The sequence below is a fragment of the Arthrobacter sp. NPDC057388 genome, from assembly GCF_042668165.1.
Lineage (GTDB): Bacteria > Actinomycetota > Actinomycetes > Actinomycetales > Micrococcaceae > Arthrobacter.
This window is the reverse complement of sequence record NZ_JBHVBL010000008.1, coordinates 23,382-40,821: the sequence shown is the minus strand read 5'-3', so window position 1 is coordinate 40,821 and position 17,440 is coordinate 23,382. Positions and strand designations below refer to the sequence as shown.

Annotated in this window: 13 protein-coding genes; 6 read left to right on the top strand and 7 right to left on the bottom strand. The window is 68.3% G+C overall.

The genetic code is table 11. The features are described 5' to 3' along the window. Positions 1-100 precede the first annotated feature (100 nt). The 4 genes from ACFUTU_RS05840 to ACFUTU_RS05825 form a co-directional block, all read right to left on the bottom strand. The gene (locus ACFUTU_RS05840) at positions 101-1,642 is read right to left on the bottom strand and encodes a dihydrolipoamide acetyltransferase family protein (protein WP_377961840.1); all 1,542 of its coding nucleotides are present in this window, start codon (positions 1,640-1,642) and stop codon (positions 101-103) included. Positions 1,643-1,732: 90 nt separating this feature from the next. Further along, the gene (locus tag ACFUTU_RS05835) at positions 1,733-2,713 is read right to left on the bottom strand and encodes an alpha-ketoacid dehydrogenase subunit beta (protein ID WP_377961837.1); all 981 of its coding nucleotides are present in this window, start codon (positions 2,711-2,713) and stop codon (positions 1,733-1,735) included. Continuing rightward, on the bottom strand, positions 2,713-3,939 hold the full coding sequence (gene pdhA, locus ACFUTU_RS05830) for a pyruvate dehydrogenase (acetyl-transferring) E1 component subunit alpha (RefSeq protein WP_377961834.1): 1,227 nt from the start codon (positions 3,937-3,939) through the stop codon (positions 2,713-2,715). The genes ACFUTU_RS05835 and pdhA overlap by 1 nt, the downstream gene beginning before the upstream one ends. Before the next feature lie 148 nt (positions 3,940-4,087). After that, positions 4,088-5,206: a histidinol-phosphate transaminase gene (locus ACFUTU_RS05825; RefSeq protein ID WP_377961831.1), complete on the bottom strand. Its 1,119-nt coding sequence runs from the start codon at positions 5,204-5,206 to the stop codon at positions 4,088-4,090. Between the two features lie 59 nt (positions 5,207-5,265). On the opposite strand from ACFUTU_RS05825, the gene ACFUTU_RS05820 reads away from it, so the two are divergent. Then, a complete protein-coding gene (locus ACFUTU_RS05820; protein ID WP_377961828.1) occupies positions 5,266-5,694 on the top strand; it encodes a phage holin family protein in 429 nt (142 codons plus the stop codon). On the opposite strand, the gene ACFUTU_RS05815 is transcribed toward ACFUTU_RS05820, so the two are convergent. Continuing rightward, positions 5,648-7,294 (bottom strand): hypothetical protein, encoded by a 1,647-nt coding sequence (locus tag ACFUTU_RS05815; protein WP_377961825.1) that lies wholly within the window; start codon positions 7,292-7,294, stop codon positions 5,648-5,650. The two genes, ACFUTU_RS05820 and ACFUTU_RS05815, sit on opposite strands and share 47 nt — an antisense overlap. After that, positions 7,294-7,599 carry a hypothetical protein gene (locus ACFUTU_RS05810; protein WP_377961822.1) on the bottom strand — a complete coding sequence of 102 codons (306 nt, stop codon included), beginning with the start codon at positions 7,597-7,599 and terminating at the stop codon, positions 7,294-7,296. The genes ACFUTU_RS05815 and ACFUTU_RS05810 overlap by 1 nt, the downstream gene beginning before the upstream one ends. A gap of 199 nt (positions 7,600-7,798) precedes the next feature. Between ACFUTU_RS05810 and purB the strand changes: the two genes are divergently transcribed. From purB to ACFUTU_RS05785, 5 genes are all read left to right on the top strand, one after another. Further along, the gene (purB, locus tag ACFUTU_RS05805) at positions 7,799-9,241 is read left to right on the top strand and encodes an adenylosuccinate lyase (RefSeq protein ID WP_377961819.1); all 1,443 of its coding nucleotides are present in this window, start codon (positions 7,799-7,801) and stop codon (positions 9,239-9,241) included. Between the two features lie 142 nt (positions 9,242-9,383). After that, complete coding sequence (locus ACFUTU_RS05800) at positions 9,384-10,049, top strand: histidine phosphatase family protein (protein WP_377961816.1); 666 nt, start codon at positions 9,384-9,386, stop codon at positions 10,047-10,049. Between the two features lie 123 nt (positions 10,050-10,172). Further along, positions 10,173-15,131, top strand: coding sequence for an NAD-glutamate dehydrogenase (locus tag ACFUTU_RS05795; protein WP_377961813.1), 4,959 nt, complete (start codon positions 10,173-10,175; stop codon positions 15,129-15,131). 121 nt (positions 15,132-15,252) lie between these two features. Beyond that, the gene (locus ACFUTU_RS05790) at positions 15,253-15,756 is read left to right on the top strand and encodes a GNAT family N-acetyltransferase (RefSeq protein WP_377961810.1); all 504 of its coding nucleotides are present in this window, start codon (positions 15,253-15,255) and stop codon (positions 15,754-15,756) included. Between the two features lie 126 nt (positions 15,757-15,882). Beyond that, positions 15,883-16,317 carry an acyl-CoA thioesterase gene (locus ACFUTU_RS05785; protein WP_076799544.1) on the top strand — a complete coding sequence of 145 codons (435 nt, stop codon included), beginning with the start codon at positions 15,883-15,885 and terminating at the stop codon, positions 16,315-16,317. 46 nt (positions 16,318-16,363) lie between these two features. Here ACFUTU_RS05785 and ACFUTU_RS05780 read toward each other — a convergent pair whose 3' ends face one another. Continuing rightward, a complete protein-coding gene (locus ACFUTU_RS05780; RefSeq protein ID WP_377961807.1) occupies positions 16,364-17,395 on the bottom strand; it encodes an FAD-dependent monooxygenase in 1,032 nt (343 codons plus the stop codon). Positions 17,396-17,440 lie beyond the last annotated feature (45 nt).

The following is a 17,440-nucleotide window of genomic DNA, read 5'->3' as shown; positions in this document are numbered from 1 at the left end:
CGTCCCTCCGGTCCACCCCCCTTTTCCCGGAGGGTACGCCTCCGGGACCCTTCCAGTCGAGCAGGCCAGGTGGCCGGCAGCAGGGCAGTCGGGCAGCAGGTCAGTCGAGCAGCAGGGCCGGCTCCTCCAGGATGGCGGCCACGTCGGCCATGAAGCGGGCTGAAAGGTCGCCGTCCACAACCCTGTGGTCGAAGGATCCGCCGAGCGTGGTGATCCAGCGCGGGATGACCTCGCCGTCCAGGACCCAGGGCTTCTGCTTGATGGTGCCGAACGCGACGATGGCCACTTCGCCCGGATTGATGATCGGGGTTCCGGTGTCGATGCCGAGGGCGCCGATGTTGGTGACCGTCAGCGTACCGCCCTGCATCTGCGCGGGCTGGGTCTTGCCGGCGCGCGCGGTGGTGGCAAGCTCGTTGAGGGCCAGTGCCAGTTCCTTGAGGGACAGATCCTGGGCGTTCTTGATGTTCGGGACCATGAGCCCGCGGGGCGTGGCCGCAGCGATGCCCAGGTTCATGAAGTGCTTGATGTGGATCTCGGCGGAGTCGCTGCCGTCCGGGTTGTCCACCCAGGTGGCGTTCACGCTCGGATTCCGCGCCGCTGCCCAGATGACAGCCTTTGCCAGGATCAGCAGCGGGGAGACCTTGATGCCCTCGAAGTCACGCGACGCCTTGAGCCGCTTGACGAATTCCATGGTGCGGCTGGCATCCACATCCACGAAGATACTCACGTGCGGCGCCGAGAACGCCGACTCCACCATGGCCTTCGCCGTGGCCTTGCGGACGCCCTTGACCGGGATCCGCTCGATCCGCTGCTCCTGTGGACGGCCTGAGGTCCCCCAGAAGGTGTCCGCCTTGTCCACTTCGGCGTCGCGCTGCGCCTGGTAGCTGACCAGGTCCTCCCGCGTCACCTCACCGCGCGCGCCCGTGGCCACGACGTCGGCCAGGTCGATGCCCAGGTCGCGGGCAATCTTGCGCACCGGTGGCTTGGCCAGGACACGGTTCATGAGCCCGGAAATGGCGCCGCCGAAGGTCGGCTTCTCGCCCTCGATGGCCGGGGTCCATTCGGGCCGCCTCGTCACGGCCGACGCCGCTACCGGCCCGGGGCTGGCCGGAGCGTCCTCGAGTACTTCCTTAGCGGACCTGGGCTGGACAGGTTCCACCTCCGGAGCCCCGTGCATGGAGTCTGCCGGGATCGCCGTCCGCGCCAGGCGCGGGCGCCGCTTCACGGCGTCGGCCTTCGGGCCGGAACCCACCAGCGGCCCGGCGGCAAGGCCGCCGGCGGCAGCACCGCCGTCGGACTTTTCACCGGCGGCAGCAGGCTCGGCGTCCGCCGGGAGCTTTCCGTACATCAGGGCAGTTTCTGCCGGCACCGGTGCGTCTGCCGGCGTGGGGTCGCCGTGCATCGTGTCGGAAACGCTGATGATGGCGGTCCCGACGTCGACAGTCGCACCTTCCGGCACCAGCAGTTCGGTGACGGTCCCGGCGAAGGGAGACGGCAGTTCCACGAGGGACTTGGCCGTTTCGATCTCGCACAGGACATCGTTGATGGCCACCTCGTCGCCGGGCTTGACCTTCCACGAAACGATCTCTGCCTCGGTCAGGCCCTCACCGACGTCGGGGAGGTTGAACTTGTTAAGCGTCATGGGATCCTCGGGTTCGAAAGCTCGGCACTCCGGCCGGAGCGGAGGCAACTGTGGGCGAAAGTGTCAGCAGGCGCTGCTGCGCTAAGGGCGTCAGTACGCGAAGGTGCGGTCCAGCGCCTCAAGGATGCGGTCGATGTCCGGGAGGTAATCCTCTTCGATTTTGGCCACGGGGTACGGCATATGGAAGCCACCCACCCGGATGACCGGCGCTTCCAGTGACAGGAAGGCACGCTCGCTGATCCGGGCAGCGATTTCGCCGCCGATGCCGCCGAAGGTGGGCGCCTCGTGGGCCACGACCAGCCGGCCGGTTTTCTTGACGGAGGCTTCGATGGCGTCGAAGTCGATCGGCGAAATGGAGCGCAGGTCGATCACTTCGATGCTTCGGCCGTCCTCGGCCGCGGCATTGGCGGCGGCAAGGGCAACGGGGACGAGCGGGCCGTAGACCACCACGGTGGCGTCGGTTCCCTCCCGGACCACGTGGGCCTTGAAGGGATCCGCCGACGGGCCCGCGGATTCGGTGTCCACCTCGCCCTTGAGCCAGTAGCGGCGCTTGGGTTCGAAGACGATGACCGGGTCCTGGCAGTTCACGGCCTGCTGGATCATCCAGTAGGCATCGTGGGGGTTGGACGGGGTGATGATGCGCAGCCCCGCGGTGTGCGCGAACAGCGCCTCAGGTGATTCCGAGTGGTGCTCGATGGAGCCGATGCCTCCGCCGTAGGGGATGCGGATGACCACCGGGACCGTGAGGTTGCCGTTGCTGCGCGAGTGCATCTTGGCCAGCTGGGTGGTGATCTGGTTGAAGCCGGGGAAGACAAAGCCGTCGAACTGGATCTCGGCAACGGGCTGGTAGCCGCGCAGGGCAAGGCCGATCGCCGTGCCCACGATGCCGGATTCCGCGAGCGGGGTGTCCACTACCCGGTCCGGCCCGAACTCGCCGATCAGGCCGTCGGTGACGCGGTAGACACCGCCGAGGGGGCCGATATCCTCGCCCATCAGGAGCGACTTGGGGTTGTTGCTGAGCGTGGCGCGCAGGCCCTCATTGATGGCCTTGGCAATGGTCATGGTGGTCATCAGCGGCCTGCCCCTTCTCCCTCGTCCTCGCCGGCAAAGCCCGCGCTGTACTCCTCGAACCACGCCAGTTCCTCCGCCACCAGCGGGTGCGCCTCGACGTACGTGTTGGCGAAGGCTGTCCGGATGTCCGGGGCGTCCGACTCGTAGGTGGACTTGCGGATGTAGGCGGCGAGCTCGTCTCCCTCGGCGGCAACCCGGGCGAAGAAGGCGTCGTCGGCCATGCCCTCGGCCCGGAGGTACTTCTCCAGCCGGTCCAGCGGATCCTTTTCGCGCCACAGGGCCTCTTCCGAAGACTCGCGGTACTTCGTGGGATCGTCGGCGGTGGTGTGCGCGCCCACCCGGTAGGTGTAGGCCTCGATCAGCACCGGGCCGTTGCCCTGGCGGGCGTGCTCGAGCGCCCACTCGGTGACGGCGTGGACAGCCACGACGTCGTTGCCGTCCACCCGGATGCCCGGGAAGCCGTAGCCCTTGGCGCGGTTGGAGAGCGGGATGCGGGTCTGCACGGTGGTAGGCACGGAAATGGCCCAGTGGTTGTTCTGGCAGAAGAAGACCACGGGGGCGTTGTACGAGGAGGCGAACACCATGGATTCATGGACGTCACCCTCGGAACTGGCGCCGTCGCCGAAGTAGACCATAACGGCGGCCTTCGGCTCGGCTGAACCCTCCACGCCCTGGGCTTCGGCCAGCCGCTGGTCGCGCTGGATGCCCATGGCGTAGCCGACGGCATGGGGCGTCTGCGCAGCGAGCACCAGGGTGTACAGGTGGAAGTTGGTGTCCTTGGGATTCCAGCCGCCGTTGGAGACGCCGCGGAACTGCTTCAGCAGTTCGGCGAGGTCCACGTTGCGGGTCAGGGCAACGCCGTGTTCACGGTAGGTGGGGAAGATGTAGTCCTGCGGCTGGCTGGCCCGGCCGGACCCGATCTGGGCCGCTTCCTGACCCGTCAGCGGCACCCACAGCGCCAGCTGGCCCTGCCGCTGCAACGCGGTTGCTTCCTGGTCGAACCGGCGGATGGCGGCCATGTCCGCATAGAAACCCCGAAGCTTTTCGGCATCCAGCCGCCCGGCATACTCGGAGAACACCGGGTCCGTGCCCAATGTGCCGTCAGGGCCCAGAAGCTGGACCATCTCGGACGGAGGCACGCCCAGGGCAGCCTCGGCCTGCGCCTCGAGCTGGTCGTCCAGTTCCGTTCCATCGAACTCGGTGGAGGGCAGATGTGTTGCGCCCATACCGTCTCCTTGCTTGCCGCATCCGGATGCGTTGCAATGTCGCTGGGATATATGCCGCGTGGGGAATGCATTCCCGATGAGGCATATATATTTGGCTTACTGTTCCTTACTTTATCCGGCGTAGGTAGCCCCGGGTGTTTGTTAAGCGCTAGGAACGCCGTGGCGGTTTTGTGTAAACCGCACAGAGTTCCAGGAACCGGGTGTTGGCTTCCACCTCGCCGATGCTGACCCGGACCCCTTCATTGCCGAAAGCGCGTACGGAGAGCGCACGTTCCCCGGCAAGCTGGGCGAACTCGGCACTGTTCTCGCCCAGCTCGAGCCAGACAAAGTTCCCCTGGGCGTCCGGAACAAACCAGCCGAGGTCCCGGAGGCCGGCTGTGACACGGTCCCTTTCGTCCACCAGGCTTTGTACCCTTTCTACAACCTGGTCAAAATTCTGCAGGGACACCACCGCGGCCTGCTCTGCGATTTGCGAGACTGCGAAAGGTGTGGCGGCGACCCGCAGGTGCTGCGTGAGCCCGGGCTGGGAAACGCTGTAGCCGACGCGTAGTCCGGCGAGGCCGTGGGCCTTGGAGAACGTCCTCAGGACCACCACATTGGGGTACTTGCGGTACATCCGGATACCGTCCACAGCGTCTTCGGCGCGGACGAACTCCTGGTAGGCCTCATCGATGACCACCACAACGTCCGCCGGAACGGCCTGGATGAACCGCTCGGTTTCCTCGGCCGTCAGGATGGGCCCGGTGGGGTTGTTGGGGGTGCACAGCAGGATCACCCTGGTCCGCGCCGTGACAGCTGCCGCCATGGCATCGAGGTCGTGCCGGCCGTCGGCGGTCACGGGAATCCGGACACTCTCTGCCCCAGCCAGCCCGACACAGATGGGGTACGCCTCGAAGGACCGCCAGGCGTAGATCACCTCGTCCGGCTTTCCGTCGTCGTTCTGGCCGGCGAATGTGCTCAGGAGCTGGGTGAGGGCGCCGAGGCTGCCGGCGCCGGTGACGATGTCCTCGGCCGGCACGTCCAGGAACCCTGCGAGCGCCGTGCGCAGCCTGGTGCTCAGCGGATCCGGGTAGCGGTTGAAGTCGGTCTGGGCTGCGATGGCCTCCACCACGGCCGGAATGGGCGGCAGCGGGTTCTCGTTGGAGGACAGCTTGTAGCTGGCAAGGCCGTCGACGGCGACGGGTGGCTTACCGGCGGCGTAGCGGGGCAGCCGGTCAACCACCGGCCGGGGCCGCAGGCCCCCCGCCATAGTCTCTGAGGAAGTCATGCCACCTAGCCTATGCCCCCGGCTGACAGGCCGACCGCGCGGTGTGACAGCATGGGCGCATGCGGTCTTTCATCATGCGCGTGATCATTAACGGGCTGGCGCTGTGGATTGCCAGCTGGCTCCTGCCCGGCCTGGATATCTCCACCACGGCCACCACGGAAGCTGTGGCCAAGACCGGGGTGAGCCAGGGCACCGACGCAGCCGGCATTGTCCTCGCATACCTGTTCATCGGCCTGATTTTCGGTCTGGTCAATGCCTTCGTGCGTCCGGTGGTCAGTTTCCTCTCCCTGCCCATCACCATCCTCACGCTGGGCCTGTTCACTGTGGTGATCAACGCCGCGATGCTGTATCTCACCTCCTGGATCAGCAGCTACACGCCCGTGCACTTCACCATCGATTCGTTCTTCTGGACCGCCGTCCTGGCCGCCATCATCATCACGGTCATTTCGCTGGTGGCAGACCGGCTGCCGGGCGCCCGCCGCCGCTGACAGCCCCGACAACACTGAGGGGCGAGCCGCCGCTGACAGCCCCGCCACCGCTGCCCCCGGGCGGGAGGCCCCCTGGAAGGACGTTCCCGGGCAGGACGTGCCCGGGAAGGACGTTCCCGGGAAGGACTGCCTTGCCCGCGCCGGACCATGCGGGAGTCAGGAACGGCTGCGCGGCGGGTGCCGGCGGCCTGGGGGCGCGGACCAGCTGGAATCGGCTGACCGTTGCCGCGCCACCGGTCCCCACCACCCCCGCAAGCACGGCCGTGGATGCGGCGAGTGAAGGATCCGCACTGGCGGAAACTGCCCGGGCTCCCGCCTCGTAGTTAGTCAGCCGGTGACCGGGGCCGAGGCCGGAGTCCTCGCCGGAAGGCGTCCGGACCAGCCCGTTCAGCGTTACCGTCACCCGGTCCCGGGTGTCCGGGTTGGGAAGGCCCTCACTGCCCGGAACCCAGTCCTGCCGGTGCTCCAGGTGCAGGCTGCTGACGCCGGGCGCCGGGGTTATGGCGCCCACGGGCGATCCGGCGGTCAGCACGTACTTGAGGTCATACTCGGCCAGGAAGGCCTTGTCCTGGCCCAGGTTCATGGCATGGATTCCGCCCTGGCTGTACCCGACGGCCACCACATGGTCCCCGGCCTCCGCCCCGGCTTGCCGCAGCGCGGAGCGGATGCCGGCGGCCGTGTACTCCGACCCGTAGCCCAGCGATTCGCCAATGCCGACCTCGTCCAAGGGGTTGGGCCCGCCCATGTTGCCGGGCTGGGTTCCGGGAATGATCACGATGAACGCGTCCCGTCCGCCGTTGGCGGTCCGGATGACCTCGATCTGCCCGGGCCCTGCCTCGTCCACCGCCCCGGCCCGGGCCAGGAGACCGGCGGGAGACGTGTCCACGGTGGTGTCCGCAGCCCCCTTCCCCGTTCCGGTGACCGGCTCTGCCGTAACGGGCCGCGGCCGCAGATCAGGCCTGACCCTGTCCAGCAGCATCCGGAGCAGGACCGGCACGCCGGTTCCCCCGCCTGACGCCAGCGCCATCCGCGCTGCGGCATCCACCTCGCCGGGCGGCGTACCCAGGAGGGCGGCCAGGACTGCTCCGCCCAACAGACGGCTGCTCCCGGCCATGGCTTCGGTGCTGGCCCTGTTCGGGCGCCCGTCCCCCGACATTGCAGAGTCGGCCAGCCATTCCCCGGCCAGCCAGGGGGTGTCGAGGCCAAGCTGGGCCACCAGCACGTTCGCGCCCTCCGCGGCACTGTACTCGAGCTGGCAGCCCCGTACACTTCCGGCCAGATGCTCCAGCTCCTCCCGCACCGCGGCCACCGAACGTTGCCCCTCCCAGACAGCAGTGAGTGCTTCCGCTCCGCTGTGCGGCTCATCCCGCTGGTAGTTTCCCAGCCCCTCCCACACCCTGTAGATGCCCAGTTCCACCGCAGCCAGGTCGCGTGCCAGCACCTCGAGCCCGTGCGCCCCCGCGTCCAGTTCCTGGAGCTGGAAGGAGATACCACCCACTCCGCCGCGCACGGAGAGTGCACCACCGGAGACCGGCTCGACGGGACGCAGCTGCCCGCCGTGACCGGGTTCGCCGGCGCCTGTCGGTTCCGTCCCGGCCATCAGTATTCCCCGACTGCGGCGGGGAGGGAGGAGCGGGCGACCTGTATGGAATGCTGACGCACCGCGAGGGAGGCTGCAAGCACCCTGTCCCGCGCCCGGGCAAGGGCAAGAGCCTGCTTCCCGAGGCTGGAGCGGTACGCCAGCCCGGCGGGCGACTGCCAGTCCATGAGCTGAAGCTGCAAAAGCCTTGCCTGTGCGGCATCGATCTGCTCCGCGCAGGCCTCCATCCGGCCCGCCAACAGCTGGACTTCGTAGCTTCGCGACGAACATGCCGTGGCGTCAGCCGCCATGAGGCTGGTGCCCATCCGGATACCCCCATCCTTGGACCGGCGCTCTGCGCCCGCCCATCCTTGCTTCCTGACCACGACGCTAAGGTGCCAGCGCCGGCGAGGGAACGGCCGGCGTCGTCCATGTGGAGAAGCAGGCCGGAAGCGCGCTGTGGAGGAGAAGTCACAGGGAACCATCAGCTTCAGCGGGCACAGAACTTCATGAAAGAATCAGGTCATGCCTGAAACTGCCGCCACAGCTGACACCCGTACGCCCTCCGGACGCCTCGCCCTCGCCGCGTCAGGGGAACAAATCGCGCTCGGCCCGCTGGACGGCCGCTACAAGTCCGCCGTCGGCCCCCTCGTTGACTACCTGTCTGAGGCGGCCCTCAACCGGGACCGCGTCGCCGTCGAGGTGGAGTGGCTTATCCACCTGACCGGGAACAACGTCCTCCCCGGCGCCGGCCCCCTGAGCGAAGAGCAGCAGCAGCAGCTGCGCGCGATCGTCACCGAATTCGACGCCTCCTCGGTCGCCGAGCTGGCCGAAATCGAAGCCGTCACCGTCCACGACGTGAAGGCCGTGGAGTACTACATCGGCCGCCGCCTGCCGGCGATCGGCATCGAGAACCTGACGGCCATGGTGCACTTCGGCTGCACCTCGGAGGACATCAACAACCTGTCCTACGCCCTGGGCGTGAAGGGTGCTGTGGAGGACGTGTGGCTGCCCGCCGCCCGTGCCCTGGTGGCCCAGATCGGCAAGATGGCCGAGGACAACCGCGCCGTTCCGATGCTGTCCCGGACCCACGGCCAGCCTGCCACGCCCACCACCCTGGGCAAGGAGCTCGCGGTCATCGCGCACCGCCTGAACCGGCAGCTGGACCGGATTGCCCGGACCGAATACCTCGGCAAGATCAACGGTGCCACCGGCACCTACGCCGCCCACGTGGCGTCTGTCCCGGGCGCTGACTGGCAGCAGGTGGCCAAGTCGTTCGTGGAGAAGCTGGGCCTGACCTGGAACCCGCTGACCACCCAGATTGAAAGCCACGACTGGCAGGCCGAGCTGTACGCCGACGTCGCCCGTTTCAACCGGATCCTGCACAACGTCTGCACGGACATCTGGAGCTACATCTCCATCGGCTACTTCGCGCAGATCCCTGTGGCAGGCGCCACCGGTTCCTCCACCATGCCGCACAAGGTCAACCCGATCCGCTTCGAAAACGCCGAGGCCAACCTGGAGATCTCCTCCGGCCTGCTGGACGTGCTGGGCTCCACCCTGGTCACCTCCCGCTGGCAGCGCGACCTCACGGACTCCTCCAGCCAGCGCAACATCGGCGTGGCTTTCGGCCACTCCCTGCTGGCCATCTCCAACGTCGCCAAGGGCCTGGAGCGCCTGGACGTGGCGGAGAGCGTGCTCGCCGAGGACCTCGACACCAACTGGGAAGTCCTGGGCGAGGCCATCCAGATGGTGATGCGGGCCGAGGCCATCGCCGGCGTCGAAGGCATGGAAAACCCGTACGAGCGGCTCAAGGACCTCACCCGCGGCCAGCGCGTGGACGCCGCCCGGATGCAGGAGTTCGTCCAGGGTCTGGGCCTCTCCGCCGAGGCCGAGGCACGGCTGCTGGCCCTGACGCCCGGCAAGTACACGGGCATCGCGGACCAGCTGGTGGACCACCTCAAATAAGTACGACGGCGGTGCCGGGCCTTGGGTGCCCGGCACCGCTTCCGTTTCCCGGCGGCCCGCAACGCGGCGGTCCTGCCCGAGGCGGCCGTCCAAGGCGGCCCGCCCCGCCTACCTTCCCTACGATCACAAGGACTGCGAAACCATGAGGCTGCTCCTCATCCGCCACGGCGAAACTCCCGGGAACGTGCTGGGGCAGCTGGACACCGCACACCCGGGCCCCGGCCTGACCGAGCTGGGCGAGCGCCAGGCAGAGGTCCTGCCCCGGGCGCTGGTGAACGAGCCGATCAGCGCCCTCTATGCATCCACCCTGCTCCGCACGCAGATCACCGCCAGGCCGCTGGGCCGCGAGCTCGGACTCGGGGTGGAGATCCTGGACGGCATCCACGAAATCGAGGCGGGCGCCCTCGAAAAGCTGACGGACCACGAGTCCCACCGCCGGTACATGAGCACGGTCTTCGCGTGGAGTGACGGCGACTTTGACCGCAGGATGCCCGGCGGACCGGACGGGCACGAGTTTTTCGGGCGCTACGACGCGGCCATCGCCAAGGTGGCCGCGGAAGCCACCGGCAGCGGCGCTGTCGCCGTGGTGAGCCACGGTGCTGCGATCCGAGTCTGGGCAGCCCACCGCGCGGAGAACATCGACATGGAATTCGCCGCCCGGCATGTCCTGGCCAACACCGGCATCGTGGCGCTTGAAGGCGATCCCGCGGGCGGCTGGAACCTGATCCACTGGGATGCCAGCCCGGTGGGTGGCCTCGCCCTGGCCGACCCCACCGCCGAGGACCCGATGGGCAAGACCACCGGCTAAATCCCGCAGCCGCGGCGCCGCTCTGGACTCGCGTCCGGGAGGCGGCCATCATGGGAGCAGGCGTGGGGACAGGACCGGAAACCGCGGCTTGCGGCGGCTCCCCCACGGTGGAGGCGCACTGCCATGGCGCAAGAAACGGTGCCTGGGGACGGGAACGGCGGGGGCGGCCCCTTCCTGCCCGGCGAGTCGTTCCTGACCGACTACTACGAGCACGTGTCCGGGGAGGACATCGGCGACTACAGCCGCGACATTCTCCGCCGGCGGGCCCTGTACCACCTTTCCGTCGCGGCGGAACGCGCCCCGGGACATGCCGCCGTCGGGGTCCTGAACGATCCGGATGTGACCTTCGTTGCCATCGTGGCGGACGACATGCCCTTTCTTGTCCACTCCGTCACGGCTGAACTGACCCGCGAAGACGCGGTGATCCGGTTTCTGGTCCACCCCACCTTTGAGGCACGCCGGGACGCCCGGACCCACAAGCTCCTGGACCTGCGGCACGGACCTTCAAGGTCCGGCCTTGCCGCTGCCGGAGCCCCGCCTGGCCCTGGACTGCCCGGCGCCGAACCGTCTGACCCTGAACCGCCGGCCATGGGCGACGAACCCACCGGCGCCTGGACCGCAACCGAGACCTGGGTGGCGGTGGAAATCGACAGGCTCCCGGACCTTTCCGAACCATCCGGTCAACTGGAGCAATCCGGGCAACTGGAGCAATCCGACCAGTCCGGGCCATCCGGCGTCGGCGGGCTCACCGCCAGCCTGCACCGCGTGCTGGACGATGTCCGGGCCGCCGCCGCCGACGCGGCTGCCATCCAGGAAGCCGTGACCGCCGCGATTGCCGCGGTGGACGGTTTCCCCGCCTCGTCCGCGCCGCCGCCGGACCGGGTTCGTGAGCTGCTGCGGTGGCTGGATGACGGCAACTTCACGTTCCTGGGTTATGCGGACCGCCCAAAGGCGGGGGCGAAGGCGGAGACGGGCAATGCGCTGGGGCTGCTGCGCCGGGCCCCGGCAGACGACGGCGGACGAGCACAGGGAGACGAGTCACGGCGGGGACAGGTTTTCACATTAACCACCTGTGCTCTCCGGTCCCGCGTTCTCCGGGCGTCCTACCTTGACGAACTGCGGCTGCCGATTTTCGATGCCGCAGGTGCCGTGGTTGGTGAGCGGCACTTCGTGGGTCTGTTCACCCCGGGCGCTTCAAGCCAGTCCGTGCGCCGGATACCCGTGATCCGGGACAAGCTGGCTTCGGTGCTGGAACACCTCTACTCCACGCCGCGGTCGCAGCAGAGCAAGGACGTGCTGGCGGTCCTTGAATCATTTCCGCGCGATGAACTGTTTTCCATCGGCACCGGGGACCTTGCCCGGCTGGCCGCGGCCATCCTTGACCTGCAGCAGCGGCGCCGGACCCGGCTGTTCCTGCGCCCGGACAGCCCCGGCCGGTTTGTCCACGCCCTGATGTTCCTGCCGCGGCGGCGCTACACCACCGCCGTCCGGCTCAGGATCGAGCAAGTTCTCCGCGAGGCGTTCCAGCCGCAGGACATGGAATTCGAGGTGCGGCTGGGAGATTCCCCCATGGCGCGCGTCTTCTTCCGGATCCTGCTCGCCCCCGGTGCCGCACCGGACATGGATGCTGCTGCACTGGAACAGCGGGTCCTGGCCGCCTCGCGGTCCTGGGCAGAGGGGCTCGACGAAGCGCTCAGGGACCGTTTCCCCGGTCCCGCAGGGTCCGCGCTCTCGGCCCTCTGGTCAGGCGGCTTTCCGCCGGGCTACCGTGCAGAATATGGCGCAGACGAAGCCATCCGGGACATCAGAAAGTTCGAGGAGTTTGACCTGGACGGCAACGGCGGCCGGGACCCGGAGGATCCGGTCCTGACGGTCCAAGCCCCGTCCAGGCCTTCCGGGGCCGCCCCCGCCACGGCTGGCATCTCCCGCATCCGGCTGTACCTCACCCGGCCCCGCAGCCTCACCGCATTCCTGCCGTTCTTCCACAACCTCGGCGTGGAAGTGCTGGACCAGCGCCCGTTCGCCCTGCGCCGCGCCGGCCGCGAACTGCACCTCTACGACCTGGGGGTAAAGTTTCCCGACGGCGTCAATCCGGCCCGGGTGGCCGCCCCGCTGGCGGACTGCTTTTCTGCCGCGATGCGGGGGCACATCGAGTCCGACAGTTTTGACGCCCTGGTGATCCGTGAGGCAGTGCCGTGGCAGCAGGTGGTGATCCTGCGCAGTTACGCCAAGTACCTGCAGCAGCTGGGCACCCCCAATTCCTACGGCTTCATCGCCGAAACGCTGCTGGCCAACGCCCGGGCAACGCACGCCCTGCTGCAGCTGTTTGCCGCCAAATTCGATCCGGACCTGGCCAGCGCCGAACGGCTCCATGGCACCGCCGCAGCACGGCAGGAACTGCTGGCCGCCATCGACGAGGTCCCCGTGCTCGACGCCGACCGGCTGCTGCGGACGTTCATGAACCTCGTCGAGGCCACGCTGCGCACCAACTACTACCAGGACAAGCCGCACCTGAGCATCAAGCTCAACCCCGCCGCGATCCTCAGCTCACCCCTGCCGCGGCCACGGTATGAAATCTGGGTGTATTCACCGCGTGTGGAAGGCGTCCATCTGCGCTTCGGGGCGCTGGCCCGCGGCGGTTTGCGCTGGTCGGACCGGCGCGAGGACTTTCGCACCGAGGTCCTTGGCCTCGTCAAGGCCCAGGTGGTCAAGAATTCGGTCATCGTGCCAACCGGAGCGAAGGGCGGTTTCTTCCCCAAGCAGCTGCCGGATCCGGCCAGCGACCGGACGGCCTGGCTGGCGGAGGGCCAGGAGTGCTACCGGATCTTTATCCGCGGCCTGCTGGACCTGACCGACAACCTGGTCCTGTCCGCCGTCGGACATGCCGGTGATGCCGGCACCGGAACGGTGGTCCCGCCCGAACGCGTGGTCCGCCATGACGGCGACGACTATTACCTGGTGGTGGCTGCCGACAAGGGGACCGCCTCATTCTCCGACACGGCGAACCTCCTCGCCGCTGAATACGGTTTCTGGCTGGGTGACGCCTTCGCCTCGGGCGGTTCGGTGGGCTATGACCACAAGCAGATGGGCATCACCGCCCGCGGGGCCTGGGAGTCGGTGAAGGAGCATTTCAGGGAGCTGGGGCTGGACACCCAGAACGAGGATTTCACCGTCGCGGGCATCGGCGACATGAGCGGTGACGTCTTCGGGAACGGCATGCTGCTTTCCCCCCACATCCGTCTGGTGGCGGCCTTCGACCACCGGCATATCTTCCTCGACCCCGATCCGGACGCGTCGGCATCCTTCCTCGAGCGCTGGCGCCTCTTCGGGCTGCCCCGCTCGTCCTGGGCCGACTACGACGCAACATTCATCAGCGAGGGCGGCGGCGTCTATTCCCGCCAGGCCAAGTCCATCCCGGTGGCGGAGCCGGTCCGGCGCGTCCTGGGACTGGAGCGCGGCACCACCGGACTCGCGCCGCAGGAACTCCTCCAGGCCATTCTCCGGGCGCCGGTGGACCTCCTGTACAACGGCGGCATCGGCACCTACGTGAAAGCGGGGACGGAAACAAACGCCGACGTCGGCGACAAGGCCAACGATCCCATCAGGGTCAACGGCTCCGAACTGCGGGCCAGGGTTGTGGCCGAGGGCGGCAATCTGGGGCTGACCCAGCGCGGCCGCGTCGAGGCAGCACTGGCGGGGGTCCTGCTCAACACCGACGCCATTGACAACTCAGCCGGGGTGGACTGCTCCGACCATGAAGTCAACATCAAGATCTTCCTTGACCGGGTGATTGCCGCCGGCCGGATGGACCCCGCGGAACGGGCCGGTTTCCTGCATTCCCTCACGGATGAGGTGGCCCGGTTGGTCCTCAAAAACAACACTGACCAGAACGTGCTCCTGCTCAACGACCGGCACCTGGTGTCCAACTGGAGCCCGGGTTTCGAGCGGGCCATGGACTGGCTGGAGACCGCCGCGGACCTCGACCGGAGCATCGAGGCGCTGCCGGGCACCGACGAGCTGCACGGCCGGCTCCTCTCCGGCCACGGGCTGACCTCCCCGGAGCTGTCCGTTCTGGCCGCCTACGCCAAAATCGAACTGGCCGCCGACCTCGTGGCCAGCGACCTCGCCGACGACCCCTGGTTCCGGGGCGTGCTCCGCAGCTACTTCCCGCGCCAGCTGGCCGAGCGCTTCGCCGCCGAGCTGGACACGCACCCGCTGCGCCGCGAGATCATCTGCACCGTGGTGGCCAACGACATGATCAACCTGGGCGGCATCACGTTCGCCTTCCGCGCCATCGAGGAAACAACCGCCACCCCGGCTGCCGTCGCCAAGGCCTTCGTGGTGGCCAGGGAGGTGTACGACCTGCCGTGGATCGTGGACCGGATCGCGGCCCTGCCGCCCGGATTCCCCACCGAGCATGCAGCCGAGGTGGCCCTGCACATGCGCCGGATCCTCGACCGCGCCACCCGCTGGTACGTGACCCACGAGCACCGGGACCTGCCCATCACAGCCTCGCTGGCCCGGATCATGCCAACGCTGGAGCTGCTCCGGACCCGCACCGTGGACTACCTCCGCGGCTCGGACCTGGACCGGGTGCAGGACCGCCTCGCCCACTGGGACCAGGTGGGACTGCCGCACGAGCTGGGGCAGCGGGCTGCTGACCTGCTGGAGAGCTTCGGGCTGCTGGACATCTCGCTCGTGTCGGAGCAGATCCGCGAGCCCATCACCACCATCGCCGACCTCTACTACACGGTGTTCCAACGCATAGGCGCCGCCAGCCTGCTGCTGCGCATCACGGACCTGCCGCGGCAAAGCCGGTGGGAAGCCCTCGCCCGGGCAGCCCTGCGGGATGATGTGTATGCCGCCGTGGCGGACATGACGGTCTCGGTTATGCAGCACACCCTCGACGCCGACCCGGCTGCCCCTGACCCGATTGGACGCATCGTGGCCTGGGAACGCGGGCACCAGGAGCAGCTGGCCCGCATCAAGGACACCTTTGCCGAGGTCACCAAACCCGGGCAGGTGGACATCGCATCCATCTCGGTGGCCCTGAAGCTCCTGCGGACCCTGGTCCGGCCGTAGCCAGACGGCCGCAGCGGCGCAGCGCCAAGTGTTCCCACGGCGCTTACCGGCAGGAAACACCACGGTAACGGCGCACTCCTAGCCTTGATCTGCATCACCCCTTCGGCGAATCGAGGCTCAGATGCAGACCAACCCCCGGCTCAACATCCGGAAAGTCAGCTGGTCCAACCGGGTGGGCGCAGATTTGCGGGCCGCGCAGCAGGCCGAACTCGATGCCCGCTTTGGATGCGCAGACCACGAGCCGGGACCCAAGCCGTCCGAGGCGGACACCGCCGTGTTCCTCGTTGCCTACGACAAGGGGTCCGGCCAGCCTGTGGGCTGCGGCGGCCTGCGCCTGCTCGATTCCCGGACCGCGGAAATCAAGCGCCTCTACGTTCTGCCGTACACACGCGGCTCAGGCGTGGCAAGCTCCATCCTGGCTGCCCTCGAGGCTGAGGCCTTCGCCCAAGGGATCACCCGCATCACGGCGGAAGCAGGCTCGGCGCAGACTGACGGCCGGAACTTTTACGCGAACTCGGGCTTCGACCAGGTCCCTAACTTCGGCCCCTACGTTGGCGTCGAGCACTCGTACTGCTTCGCGAAGACGATCAACTCCCGCAGCGCGGCGCATACCGCCATGACCTGAGCGCCGCACAACGGCGGGGCCGATCAGGCGGGGCGGGGCCGGTCAGGCGGGTCGGCCGACGGCGGAACAACCGACGGCGGCCGTCACACTCCGGTGGGGCGGGCCGCCGTCGGCTAATCTCGCGCTATGGAAACCAAAGACATCACGTTCCGCACCCGCAAGTGGGTGCGGCCCGAGGACCTCAATGCCAACGGCACGCTGTTCGGTGGCAGCCTGCTGAAGTGGATCGACGAGGAAGCCGCGATCTACGCCATCCTGCAGCTGGGCAACGGCCGCGCAGTCACCAAGTACATCTCCGAAATCAACTTCGTGAGCTCCGCGGTCCAGGGCGACCTGATCGAGATGGGACTGACAGCCACCCGGTTCGGGCGCACCTCGCTGACCATGCGTGCCGAGGTCCGCAACATGATCACGCGGCAGAGCATCCTCACCATCGAGGAGATCGTGTTCGTGAACCTCAGCCCCACCGGCAAACCGGAGCCGCACGGCTACACGGAGATCACGTACGACCGCGACCGCATCCCCACCCACCACCTCACCGAAACGCTGCAGCAGGACTGACGCGCCGCCGTCGTCCGTTCACTATCCGCACTACGCGCCGTACCTTTCAACGCGCGGCGAGCTTCAGGAGCCGGTCGCGCAGCGGCTGTCCCCGTTCGGCAAGGGCAATGCCTGCCATGGCGGAAGAGGCAAGCCGCAGCAGCTGGGTCCGGAGGGCACGCTGCCGGTTGTAGTCCTTGAGCGCCGCTTCCACGGGCCGGGCGTTGAGCAGCTCCGCCAGCGTGACGGCATCCACGAGCGCCTCGCAGGCGCCGCGGCCAAGGTTGGGCGTCATCCCATGGGCGGCGTCGCCAGCCAGGACGGCGCCGGGACGCACGAAGCTGCCGAGGCTGGGCGTGGTCCAGATCCGCTGCGCGAGCGTGGCCTCCGGGGCCGCCTGCTCCAGCACCGCCTGGACCGCCGGCGCACTTCCTGCGAACCGCTCCTTTGCCTGCTGCAGCGCCTCTGCCTCATTGACGCCTGCCGGGCCCAGGCCAGAGCGGAACGAGGCGTACCAGTAGGTCCTGCCGCCGGCGGCGGGCGTGATGCCGAACAGTTGGCCGCGGCCCCAGTACTCGCCGCCGGTGTCGGCGTGGACGGGATCCGGAAGGACACCGCGCAATGCCAGGTACGGTGTCAGCCGTGCCTGCGACCGGGCGCCCCAGAAGGAGCGGCGGACCACGCTGTGCACGCCGTCCGCCCCCACCAGCAGGCCCGACGCCAGCGGTCCGGTAGCGGGGATGTCATCCACCCTGCCTTCAACGCGGCGCACGGAGGAAGGAACGGCGGCGTCGAGGATCCGGATGAGGTCCGCGCGCGAGACGCCCAGGACCCCGCGCACCTCGGGCACCGCGAGCGCAGTGCCCGCAGCATCGCGCAGTGCCATGCCGCCGAAAGCCGCGCCTGATTCCCTGATTTGGGGCAGCACCCCCAGCACCGCCAGGGCCGCCTGCGCTTCCGGCCACATGGCCAGTGACGTTTCCACCGCCGGCACGCCGGGCCGCTGCTCATGGATGGCGACGTCGAACCGTTGCGGGTCCAGCCCGGCTGCGAGCGCAAGTCCGGCGATGCCGCCGCCGATGATGGTGATGGCTTCCATGGACCGATGTTAAGCCCGACGGCGGGACGCTGCTTCCGTGGGTCC

What these genes read in the sequence shown, in the direction of transcription:
- ACFUTU_RS05840 (WP_377961840.1), bottom strand. Translation starts at nt 1,642, where the DNA reads ATGACGCTTAACAAGTTCAACCTCCCCGACGTCGGTGAGGGCCTGACC.
- ACFUTU_RS05835 (WP_377961837.1), bottom strand. Translation starts at nt 2,713, where the DNA reads ATGACCACCATGACCATTGCCAAGGCCATCAATGAGGGCCTGCGCGCC.
- pdhA (WP_377961834.1), bottom strand. Translation starts at nt 3,939, where the DNA reads ATGGGCGCAACACATCTGCCCTCCACCGAGTTCGATGGAACGGAACTG.
- ACFUTU_RS05825 (WP_377961831.1), bottom strand. Translation starts at nt 5,206, where the DNA reads ATGACTTCCTCAGAGACTATGGCGGGGGGCCTGCGGCCCCGGCCGGTG.
- ACFUTU_RS05820 (WP_377961828.1), top strand. Translation starts at nt 5,266, where the DNA reads ATGCGGTCTTTCATCATGCGCGTGATCATTAACGGGCTGGCGCTGTGG.
- ACFUTU_RS05815 (WP_377961825.1), bottom strand. Translation starts at nt 7,294, where the DNA reads ATGGCCGGGACGGAACCGACAGGCGCCGGCGAACCCGGTCACGGCGGG.
- ACFUTU_RS05810 (WP_377961822.1), bottom strand. Translation starts at nt 7,599, where the DNA reads ATGGGCACCAGCCTCATGGCGGCTGACGCCACGGCATGTTCGTCGCGA.
- purB (WP_377961819.1), top strand. Translation starts at nt 7,799, where the DNA reads ATGCCTGAAACTGCCGCCACAGCTGACACCCGTACGCCCTCCGGACGC.
- ACFUTU_RS05800 (WP_377961816.1), top strand. Translation starts at nt 9,384, where the DNA reads ATGAGGCTGCTCCTCATCCGCCACGGCGAAACTCCCGGGAACGTGCTG.
- ACFUTU_RS05795 (WP_377961813.1), top strand. Translation starts at nt 10,173, where the DNA reads ATGGCGCAAGAAACGGTGCCTGGGGACGGGAACGGCGGGGGCGGCCCC.
- ACFUTU_RS05790 (WP_377961810.1), top strand. Translation starts at nt 15,253, where the DNA reads ATGCAGACCAACCCCCGGCTCAACATCCGGAAAGTCAGCTGGTCCAAC.
- ACFUTU_RS05785 (WP_076799544.1), top strand. Translation starts at nt 15,883, where the DNA reads ATGGAAACCAAAGACATCACGTTCCGCACCCGCAAGTGGGTGCGGCCC.
- ACFUTU_RS05780 (WP_377961807.1), bottom strand. Translation starts at nt 17,395, where the DNA reads ATGGAAGCCATCACCATCATCGGCGGCGGCATCGCCGGACTTGCGCTC.